The organism is Pseudomonas sp. P1_F1_2 (genome assembly GCF_056405815.1).
Genome location: NZ_JBFUBK010000062.1, coordinates 25,434 through 35,511, shown reverse-complemented (window position 1 = coordinate 35,511; position 10,078 = coordinate 25,434). Strand labels below are relative to the sequence as shown.

10 protein-coding genes and 1 pseudogene are annotated in these 10,078 nt (G+C 59.9%); 6 read left to right on the top strand and 5 right to left on the bottom strand.

Annotated features, from left to right (window positions below):
• The coding region (locus AC1D2P_RS18860) for a hypothetical protein (RefSeq protein WP_477811541.1) at window positions 1–265 on the top strand (265 nt) is incomplete at its 5' end.
• Between the two features lie 489 nt (window positions 266–754).
• Window positions 755–1,128: pseudogene (locus tag AC1D2P_RS18855) on the top strand (DUF6124 family protein).
• Window positions 1,129–1,186: 58 nt separating this feature from the next.
• Here the strand turns inward: AC1D2P_RS18855 and AC1D2P_RS18850 are convergent.
• From AC1D2P_RS18850 to AC1D2P_RS18840, 3 genes are all read right to left on the bottom strand, one after another.
• The gene (locus AC1D2P_RS18850; protein WP_065949384.1) at window positions 1,187–1,783 is read right to left on the bottom strand and encodes a superoxide dismutase; all 597 of its coding nucleotides are present in this window, start codon (window positions 1,781–1,783) and stop codon (window positions 1,187–1,189) included.
• Between the two features lie 176 nt (window positions 1,784–1,959).
• Window positions 1,960–2,562: a LysE/ArgO family amino acid transporter gene (locus tag AC1D2P_RS18845; RefSeq protein ID WP_046033234.1), complete on the bottom strand. Its 603-nt coding sequence runs from the start codon at window positions 2,560–2,562 to the stop codon at window positions 1,960–1,962.
• 6 nt (window positions 2,563–2,568) lie between these two features.
• Complete coding sequence (locus AC1D2P_RS18840) at window positions 2,569–2,970, bottom strand: ACT domain-containing protein (RefSeq protein WP_046033235.1); 402 nt, start codon at window positions 2,968–2,970, stop codon at window positions 2,569–2,571.
• A 96-nt stretch (window positions 2,971–3,066) separates the two neighbouring features.
• Between AC1D2P_RS18840 and AC1D2P_RS18835 the strand changes: the two genes are divergently transcribed.
• The 4 genes from AC1D2P_RS18835 to AC1D2P_RS18820 all read left to right on the top strand — a co-directional run bounded on the left by AC1D2P_RS18835 (window position 3,067) and on the right by AC1D2P_RS18820 (window position 7,081).
• Window positions 3,067–3,960, top strand: a complete 894-nt coding sequence (locus tag AC1D2P_RS18835) for a LysR family transcriptional regulator ArgP (RefSeq protein ID WP_077431356.1) — start codon at window positions 3,067–3,069, stop codon at window positions 3,958–3,960.
• A gap of 54 nt (window positions 3,961–4,014) precedes the next feature.
• Window positions 4,015–5,007, top strand: a complete 993-nt coding sequence (locus AC1D2P_RS18830; protein WP_477811540.1) for an NAD-dependent epimerase/dehydratase family protein — start codon at window positions 4,015–4,017, stop codon at window positions 5,005–5,007.
• A gap of 119 nt (window positions 5,008–5,126) precedes the next feature.
• Window positions 5,127–6,002, top strand: a complete 876-nt coding sequence (locus tag AC1D2P_RS18825) for an ATPase (protein WP_109785040.1) — start codon at window positions 5,127–5,129, stop codon at window positions 6,000–6,002.
• A gap of 230 nt (window positions 6,003–6,232) precedes the next feature.
• Window positions 6,233–7,081 (top strand): cache domain-containing protein, encoded by an 849-nt coding sequence (locus tag AC1D2P_RS18820; protein WP_046033239.1) that lies wholly within the window; start codon window positions 6,233–6,235, stop codon window positions 7,079–7,081.
• 121 nt (window positions 7,082–7,202) lie between these two features.
• On the opposite strand, the gene AC1D2P_RS18815 is transcribed toward AC1D2P_RS18820, so the two are convergent.
• Together AC1D2P_RS18815 and pobA are read right to left on the bottom strand one after the other, a co-directional pair.
• Window positions 7,203–8,720 carry an MDR family MFS transporter gene (locus AC1D2P_RS18815; RefSeq protein ID WP_477758508.1) on the bottom strand — a complete coding sequence of 506 codons (1,518 nt, stop codon included), beginning with the start codon at window positions 8,718–8,720 and terminating at the stop codon, window positions 7,203–7,205.
• A 133-nt stretch (window positions 8,721–8,853) separates the two neighbouring features.
• Window positions 8,854–10,047 (bottom strand): 4-hydroxybenzoate 3-monooxygenase, encoded by a 1,194-nt coding sequence (pobA, locus tag AC1D2P_RS18810; protein WP_477758507.1) that lies wholly within the window; start codon window positions 10,045–10,047, stop codon window positions 8,854–8,856.
• Between the last annotated feature and the right edge of the window lie 31 nt (window positions 10,048–10,078).

The window sequence follows — 10,078 nt, the reverse complement described above, 5'->3', positions numbered from 1 at the left end:
TTCCTTCGCTCCGGTATTCATCCGGGGACACTGCCCTCCGGTCGGCTTCGCTTCGAMCTACATGCAGCGTGTTCGACTGCGTCGAACGGCGCTGCGCGCCACTCCCCGGATGAACACCTCCACTCAGCCTCCCGAAGGGGCGGGTGGATCAAGATCAAAAGCGGTAGGCGAGCTAACGCTCGGCCTGATGAGTGGTGAGGGGCAAGAGCAGATGTGGGTTGTTTTGCTTTTTGTGGGAGCGGGCTTGCCCGCGAAGGCGGCCTGACAGCCATCCAATTTCTAGCAGGTGTACCTAGTCTCTGTAGGAGCCGGGCTTGCCCGCGATGGCGGTCTGGCAGCCAACCAATCTCTAACAGGTGTGCATCAATTGATCGTTCCCACGCTCCGCGTGGGAATGCCGCCGGGGACGCTCCGCGTTCCATTTTTGTGTGATGAAAGATGTGTAAGAAACGCAGTGATTTCCCACGCATTTTTCAGGTTGCCGGGTAGGAAGGGGGCCTTCTAACCTCTGGCTGTCGCTGAAAATTCAGCGACCGGGTGTGAGAGCCCGGCAACTTATGGTCATCCAGTGTCTGTACACGCATAATCGCCGCCAGCTTATTCGCTGCCGGCAAATGCGTTATGGCGGCTGTGTGCGGGCGGACTTCGGTCCGGCCGGGTGTCCATAACCGGTCTTCTCACCTCGCACATAGCTGCCACCTCTTCGTCGTGTGAGAAGCGACAAGTGGAGGCTCAAACGCCGGAGAAATGCTCAATGGACAAATTAATTCCCGATCCACCCTTCAACACCACCACCCCAACCGCCGAAGACACCCAATCCGAAGCACTCCTGCGAGACCGCGAAGCCATAAAACGCGCCCTCGACTACTACCTCGATCCCCCGTCCCAATACACCGAAAAACCCCGCGCCCCAGCACGATGTTTCTGGTCGCCCCCAACATGGGCACCGAAAGCCTCCTGGCCCAGGCCTGCGAGTCACTGGCCTCCGCCAGCGTCATGACCAGTGATTTCGCCGCGAACCTGATCGGCCCGCAGAGAAACACCGTGCTGGCGATCCAGCAGATCATCATGCTGGCCGAGTTGGCGGTGAACCGGGCCTTGGATAACGTTGACCCTCAAGCGGCCTGACATTCTCCTGGCGAAAAAAAACCCGGCAAAAGCCGGGTTTTTTTGACTGGCGTCGAGATTAAGCGGTGAAGGTTTTGCCTTCGAACTGCTCAGCCACGAATTTCCAGTTKACCAGGTTCCAGAACGCTTCGACGTATTTCGGACGAACGTTGCGGTAGTCGATGTAGTAGGCGTGTTCCCAGACGTCGCAGGTCAGCAGCGGGGTGTCGCCGTTGGTCAGCGGGTTGCCGGCGCCGATGGTGCTGGCCAGGGCCAGGGAACCGTCAGCCTTTTTCACCAGCCAGCCCCAACCGGAACCGAAGGTGCCGATGGACGTCTTGCTGAACTCTTCCTTGAACTTGTCGAACGAACCGAAAGCCGCGTTGATGGCTTCAGCCAGCGCGCCGGTAGGTTGACCGCCGGCGTTTGGCGCCAGGCAGTTCCAGTAGAAGGTGTGGTTCCAGACCTGAGCGGCGTTGTTGAAGATACCGCCCGACGAAGATTTAACGATTTCTTCCAGGGTCTTGCCTTCGAACTCAGTGCCTGGCACCAGGTTGTTCAGGTTCACGACGTAGGTGTTGTGGTGCTTGTCGTGGTGGTATTCCAGAGTTTCCTTGGAAATGTGCGGCTGCAGGGCATCGTGTGCGTAAGGCAGCGGCGGCAATTCGAAAGCCATGATGATTCTCCTAGTCAGGTCAGTTGCGGTGAGCGCAAGGCCGATCACGGGCGGCCAGACAAGCGCCGGGGAGTTTGTACTCTTTGCGGCGCAGGGAATCGGATCATAGCACCGGGGGTGCGGCATAACCACGCAACAACTGTGTGGAATAGAGGTTCCAGAGCCTTTTGGAATAATCAGCCTGCAACAATTAATTGAAACGCCACYGCAAACATCATCACCGCGACCAGCAGGTCGAGTATCCGCCATGTACTTGGCCGGGCCAGCCACGGCGCCAGCCACGCAGCGCCCAGCGCCAGGGTGAAAAACCACAGCAACGACGCACTCGCCGCGCCCACCACATAAGCACCGGGCTCGGTTTGTTGCGCCCCGAGAGAGCCGATCAGCAACACCGTATCCAGATAAACGTGCGGGTTGAGCAGGGTGACGGCCAACGCACTGAGCATGACGGCACGCAGTGAACGAACGGTCTGGTTTTCACTCTGTTGCAGGCTTTGTTTTGAGCAGGCCCGGCGCAGTGCCTGGCTGCCGTACCAAATCAGAAACACCGCGCCACCCCAGCGGGCGACCGCCAGCAGTGTCGGATTTTGCGCCAGGACCGTCGCGAGGCCGAAGACTCCGGCCGCCACCAACAATGCATCGCAGACCACGCACAGCGCTGCCACCGGCAGGTGATGTTCGCGTCGAAGACTTTGCGCGAGCACAAACGCATTCTGAGTGCCGATCGCCATGATCAGTCCAGCGGCGACCAGCAGGCCGTTTACATAACTTTGCCACATACGTCATTACTCCCCGTTGGCCGCGAGATCGCGCAGTACTTGCAGGGCACGTTCAGCATCGGCCTGACCGACGAACAGGTGGTCGTGGTAGTAACCGGCGATCACGTTGCAGCTGATGCCGGCCTTGCCTAAAGCGGTGGCGAACGCGGCAGTCAGGCCAACTGCTTCCAGCGCCGAGTGCACATTCAAGGTGATCCAGGCCGCGACATAGTCGAAGCTGAAACCGGCCTGTTCGGCGTGGGAGCGCTCCAGAATCACGGTCAGACCTTCCTGCTCGCGAAAGCTGCCGACGATCTCAAGGCCAGTCGGCAACGTGCCGTCGCGCAGGGTGCAAAACACGTATTCGCCGGCGTTGAGTTGCGGGCTCATGCTGCGCAGCAAGGTTGCCAATGAAGTTTCACCAGCCATGTCGGTATTCCTTGTTCAAAAGTGCTTGTCGGGCATTCTGGGCTGCTAACCTGTATAAGAAAAACCAATCATGCTGATCGCTCATTAGGAAAACTGATGTTCGACTATAAATTACTCTCTGCCCTGGCTGCCGTTATCGAGCAGGCCGGGTTCGAACGGGCCGCGCAGGTGCTTGGCTTGTCGCAATCGGCGATCTCCCAGCGCATCAAGTTGCTGGAAGCGCGGGTCGGCCAACCGGTGCTGGTGCGGGTTACGCCGCCGGCCCCGACTGAAATCGGTCGGCGCTTGCTCAACCATGTGCAACAAGTGCGTCTGCTGGAGCGTGACTTGCAATCCCAGGTGCCGGCGCTGGACGAAGAAGGCCTGCCGGAACGTCTGCGAATTGCGTTGAATGCCGACAGCCTTGCCACGTGGTGGGCGCAAGCGGTGGGCGATTTTTGCGCCGAACAACACCTGCTGCTGGATCTGGTGGTCGAGGACCAGACCGTCGGCCTCAAACGCATGCGTGCCGGTGACGTGGCGGCGTGTGTCTGCGCCAGTGAGCGCCCGGTGGCCGGGGCTCGCAGCGTTCTGTTGGGGGCCATGCGTTATCGGGCATTGGCCAGCCCGGCGTTCATCGCCCGGCATTTCCCGCAAGGCGTTCGTGCCGATCAACTGGCGAAAACCCCGGCGCTGGTCTTTGGCCCGGACGATTTCCTGCAACATCGTTACCTTGCTTCGGTGGGGGTTGATGGCGGTTTCGAACACCATTTATGCCCCTCGTCAGAAGGCTTCATTCGTTTGACCGAGGCCGGACTCGGCTGGGGGCTGGTGCCTGAATTACAGGTGCGCGAGCAACTGGAGCGCGGTGTATTGGTCGAGCTTTTGCCAGATAAGCCCATCGATGTGCCGCTGTACTGGCATCATTGGCGTAATGGCGGTCAGCTTCTGGGGTTGCTGACGGACCAATTGGTGCGTTCGTCGAAGCAATGGCTGGTGCCGTTGGACTGACGGGCAGCGTCAAGACTCACGAATCAGGCAAAACGAAAGACATCGGAGCACTACATGAAAATTCTGGTCACCGGCGCAAGCGGCTTCATCGGCGGACGCTTTGCGCGTTTCGCGTTGGAGCAGGGCCTGGACGTGCGGGTCAACGGTCGCCGGGCCGAAAGCGTCGAACATCTGGTGCGCCGTGGCGCCGAGTTTATTCAGGGCGATTTGAGCGACCCGGAACTGGCGCGCGACCTGTGTTCAGATGTCGAGGCCGTGGTCCATTGCGCGGGGGCGGTGGGGCTGTGGGGACGTTATCAGGACTTTCATCAAGGCAACGTCCAGGTCACTGAAAACGTGGTTGAAGCCTGCCTGAAACAGCGCGTTCGACGCCTGGTGCACTTGTCGTCGCCGTCGATCTACTTCGACGGTCGCGACCACTTGGGGTTGACCGAAGAACAGGTGCCCAAGCGTTTCAGACATCCCTACGCCGCGACCAAGTTCCTGGCCGAGCAAAAGGTCTTCGGGGCCCAGGAGTTTGGCCTCGAAACCCTGGCCCTGCGTCCGCGTTTCGTCACCGGCGCAGGTGACATGAGCATCTTCCCGCGACTGCTGAAAATGCAGCGCAAAGGCCGCTTGGCGATCATCGGCAACGGCCTCAACAAGGTCGACTTCACCAGCGTGCACAACCTCAACGAAGCGTTGCTCAGCAGTTTGCTGGCCAGCGGCTCGGCCTTGGGCAAGGCCTACAACATCAGTAACGGAACGCCGATTCCGTTGTGGGATGTGGTCAATTACGTCATGCGCAACATGGAAGTCCCACAAGTCACGCGCTACCGTTCCTACGGTTTGGGTTACACCGTCGCGGCACTCAACGAAGGTGTGTGCAAACTGTGGCCGGGGCGTCCCGAGCCGACGTTGTCGCGGCTGGGCATGCAGGTCATGAACAAAAATTTCACCCTGGACATCAGCCGCGCCCGGCATTATCTGGACTACGATCCGAAAGTCAGTGTCTGGGCCGCCCTCGATGAATTCTGCAGTTGGTGGAAGRCTCAAGACCTGCGTTGACGTCGCGCTAGTCGTCTGCCCGCACTGAACCGAGTTGGGAGTAGGGAGTCAATCGGTGCGGCAGTGGGGTTTATACTCGCCGCATAAAGCCATCACCGCGTTTCACAAAGGTTGACTCAATGTCCATGCGTAACGATGCCAACGACGATTTTGATGATGTACCGAGCCTGCGCGCCGACAGCCTCGACGATGATGATTTTGCGCCTACCGCTCGCACCAGCGTGCATTCGCGGCCGGCACCGGTGGTCAAGGTCAAGAGCGCCAGCACCGGCGCGCTGTGGGCATTGGTCGGCGCCTTGTTTTTTGCCTTTGCCGGCCTTGCCTGGTGGAGCTTTCAGCAGATCTCGCTGATGGAACAACAACTGGTGGCCACCCAGGAAAGTTTCGCGCGTATCAGTGAGGAAGCGGCGGGGCGCTTGCAGGACATTTCCGGCAAGGTCGTTGCCAGCCAGACCAACGTCACCAGCGACAGCGAAGCGCTGAAACTGCAAATCAAAGACCTGGAAAACAAGCTGCTGGATCAAGGCAAGCAGCAACAAGGCGTAGTCGGTCAGGCCTCGGATCTGGACAAGCGCCTGGCGCAGATGACCGCGCAAACCAGCGATCTGGATAAGCGTCTGGCGCAACTCACCACCCAGCACACCGAACAACAGGCGGCCAATACGCAATTGCAGGCGCAGCTCAAATCGCTGAGCAGCGAATTGACCGCACTGAAAAGTGCCCCGGCGGACACCAGCAAAGTCGAGGCCGAACTGAAAAGCCTTGGCGCCGACGTCGCCGCGCTGAAAAAACAAGGCAACCCAAGTGCCGCCATTGATCGTCTGGAACAAGACATGGTTGTGCTCAAAAGCCTGCAGGACAACCGCCCGGCCGTTGCGCAAGGTTCCACCAATACCGCTGAGTTCGACGCGTTCCGCGGCCAGGTCACCCGCAACATCAACACCCTTCAGGCCCAAATCCAGAACCTGCAGCAGCAGCTTCGCGCCCGGCAATAAACCTCAAGCAGCCTTGTAGCAGCTGTCGAGCCCCAGCGAGGCTGCGACCGGCTGCGAAGCAGTCGTCAATCCGATCAACTCGGTCTACCTGAAGCACCGAGTCGGTAGATTTTGCGACTGCTTCGCAGCCGGTCGCAGCCTCGCTGGGGCTCGACAGCTGCTACGAGTCTGGGGGTATCTCCCATTGCCGTCTACGCTCTTGAAACATCGACAAGAACGAGGGATGCACAATGGGGGTTTTGCACAAATTGACCTTGATGGGCGCAATGCTGCTTCTGTGCTTGGGCCAGGCTTTCGCTGCCGGCACCGAAAAAGAAGACAGCCAGGCTGCCAGGGCCTTGCTGGAGAAAGCCCTGGCCTATTACCACGACAATGGCGACAAGGCCCTCGCGGCGTTCAGCCGTCAGGGCGAGTTTGTCGACAAAGAGCGCTACGTGTTTGTGGTCGATACCAAAGGCGTAATGCTCGCCAGTGGTGGGCCGTCTGCGGCGTTGATCGGACGGAACGTGACCGAGACGCTCGGGCCAGACTTGCAGAAAGCCTTCAAGGACGCCTTGAAAGTACCGGAGGGCAATGGCATCCAGGAGGCTGAATACCGCTGGCAGAACTGGGCCGACGGCAAGGTCGAGCTCAAGCATGTGTTCTATCAGCGCGTAGGGGCGCGAATCCTCGCGGTCGGTTACTACCTGCCACGGGCGTCAGCGGAACAGGCCATGGCGCTGCTGAACAAAGCCGCGACCGATCTGGCCAAGGACGAGAAGGGTACGCTGACCGCCATCAACTCCCTCAAGGGCGGTTACTTGCAGGATGACCTGTATGTATTCGTCGTCGACCTGGACACCCAGCGTTATGTGGCTCACGGCACCAATCTGCGGCTGATCAATACCGACTTCAGCAAGATCAAGGACCCGGACGGCAAACCGGTGGGCGAGCCGATCCTGGCGTTGATGGCCAAACAGGATTATGGCGAATACGCATACCGCTGGAAAAACCCGGTGACCGGCAAGGTTGAGGACAAGCATGCCTACCTTAAAAAGGTCGGGCACTTCCTGGTGGCGGTCGGGTATTACAGCCCTTGAATCTCAGTGACTGATAAACCGCTATCGCGGGCAAGCCCGCTCCCACAGTTGACCGCGTTCTCTGGAACAACTCGGTCTATTGTGGGAGCGGGCTTGCCCGCGATGGACGCGACTCGGTCTACTACCGAACCTTATCCTCTCGCCCCCGCAACAACATATTCGGCATGGCCACCGCCGCCGCCAGCCCCAACAGCGACACCGCCGCACTGACCATCAGCAAATGCCTGAAGGTCAGCAGCAGTTCGGCGCGCAAGGCGTTTTGCGCATCCCCCGGCGCGGCGTTCAGGCCGTCGAGCAAGACATTGCCCGAGCTGCCCTCGGCAATCAGCGATGAACCGGCAATGTGGGCAAAACTGGAATCCTGCAACAGCGCCAGCAACAGTGCCGACATCAACGCCACTCCCACCGCGCCGCCCAGTGAGCGGAAGAGATTGGTGGTGCTGGTGGCAACGCCGATATCACGCTGCTCCACCGAATTCTGCGTGCCGACCAATGACGTCGGGAATTGCATGCCACTGGCGATCCCGCACAGCAACATGAACAGGCTACTGAGCCAAAGGGCCTGGGGCGGGCTGAACGCCATACCCAGGATCGCCATCGGCATGAGTGCAGCGCCCGTCAGGATCATCGGTTTGTAGCGCCCGGTGACGGAGGTCCGGCGTCCGGCAAAGTACGCACCAATCGGCAAACCCATGGCCAGTGGCAACAAGTGCAGCGCGGCGCTGTCGGCCCCGGCGCCGGTGACGCTCTGGAAGCGCAGCGGCATCAGCACGATCAACGAGATCGCCTGGAAGCTGGTGAAGAAAATCGTGCACCAGCAAAAAATGGCATTGCGGTTGGCGAACAAGTGCATCGGCAGCAAGGGCTCACGCGCTCCACGCTCATGCCAGACGAACAGCGCCAGTACCAACACCGCAGACCCGAACAAGGCCAGCACTTCGGCGCTGCGCCACGAATGACCCTGACCCACCTGAGTGATACCCAGCAGCAACGCCGTCAAACCGATGATCATCAGCAGCGTGCCGAGGTAATCAATGATGGGTTTGCGCTGTGGCACCGGCAGCCCGACGAGTGTGCGATTGGCCACCAGCCAGGCACCGAGGCCCAGCGGCAGATTGATCAAAAACACCCAGCGCCAGGACAAGTACTCGGTCATGTAACCGCCAAGCACCGGGCCGGCTACGCTCGCCACCGCGTACATGCTGCTGAAATAGCCTTGATAACGACCACGTTCCCGAGGCGGCACGATGTCGCCGATGATCGCCTGGCTGACCGAAATCATCCCGCCCGCGCCGATGCCTTGAATGATCCGCGCCAGCACCAGTTGCTCCATGCTTTGGGCCATGCCGCAAAACAACGAAGCGAGGGTGAACAGCCCCATGCCGAACAGCATCAGCTTGCGCCGACCATACAAATCGCCGAGCTTGCCGTAGATCGGCACCGCCACTGTCATCGCCACCATGTACCCGGAAATCACCCAGGCCAGCAAGCTGACGTCCTTGAACTGCGCGGAAATCGCCGGCATCGAGACGGCGACGATGGTCTGGTCCAGCGCGCCGAGAAAAATCGCCAGCATCAAGGCGATCAGCACGCTGCGAATGGCTGGCTTGGGCGTGTCAGGCTGGTTGAGATTGGTCACGGTAAAACCTGCGGGCAGTGATGGACCCGCAAGGGGCAGGGCGAGCGGGAATGCTCGCCAGTGTACAGGGTGTGTTATCCATTTTTCCCGGCGCGACGCGGGAAAAATGGATAACACACCCTGCGATAACAAGCTATTCGATAGCCTCGTATGGAAGCCCGACGTAATTTTCTGCAATGGTTTTTCTACCCGCTTCAGAGCTGACAAAGTAGTCCAGCTCCGACTCGCTGATGCGCTGACTGAAGGCGTCATGCTCGTCGAAGCGGTGCAGCATCGACGTCATCCACCAGGAAAACCGTTCGGCTTTCCACACCCGGCGCAGGCAGATCTCGGAGTATTTCCCCAGCAAATCCACGCGTCCTTCCTGGTAAACCTTCAACAGAATATTGAACAGCGTGCTGACGTCACTGGCCGCCAGGTTCAGGCCCTTCGCGCCGGTGGGCGGGACAATGTGCGCCGCGTCGCCGACCAGGAACATCCGCCCGTATTGCATTGGCTCGACCACAAAGCTGCGCAGCGGCGCGATGCTTTTTTCGATGGACGGGCCGGTCACCAGCGCGTCGGCGAGGGCGGTCGGCAGCCGCGATTTGAGCTCATCCCAGAAGCGCTGGTCCGACCAGTCCTGCACCTGATCCTCGACCGGCACCTGGAGGTAATAACGGGTACGGGTAGACGAACGCATGCTGCACAGCGCAAAACCACGTTCGTGACGGGCATACACCAACTCTTCGTGCACCGGTGGCGTGTCGGCGAGAATGCCGAGCCAGCCGAACGGATAGACCCGCTCGAATACCTTGAGGCAGTCGTCGGGGATCGATTGGCGAGCCACGCCATGGAAGCCGTCGCACCCGGCGATGTAGTCGCAATTGAGGCGATACGTCTGGCCATCCTTCTCGAAGGTCACGAAAGGTTCGTCGCTTTTCATGCCGTGCGGGACGACATTGCCGGCCTCGTAAATCGTCTGCGCACCGGCCTCCCGACGAGCGGCCATCAGGTCGCGGGTGACTTCGGTCTGGCCATACACCATCACGGTTTTGCCCCCGGTCAGGGCGTGCAGGTCGATGTGTACTTGGCGGCCGTCGAGCGCCAGTTCGAAACCGGTGTGCACCAGTCCTTCGGCGTCCATTCGCTGCCCGACACCGGCCTGACGCAACAGCTCTACCATGCCTTGTTCAAGGACGCCGGCACGGATTCGACCGAGCACATAATCCGGGCTCTGGCGTTCAAGGATGAGGGTGTCGATACCGGCGTTGTGCAGCAACTGGCCGAGCAGCAAACCGGACGGACCGGCGCCAATGATGGCGATTTGGGTTTTCAGCGTTTTCATTGTTATCAGGACTCGCAAGCTCCACGCGACC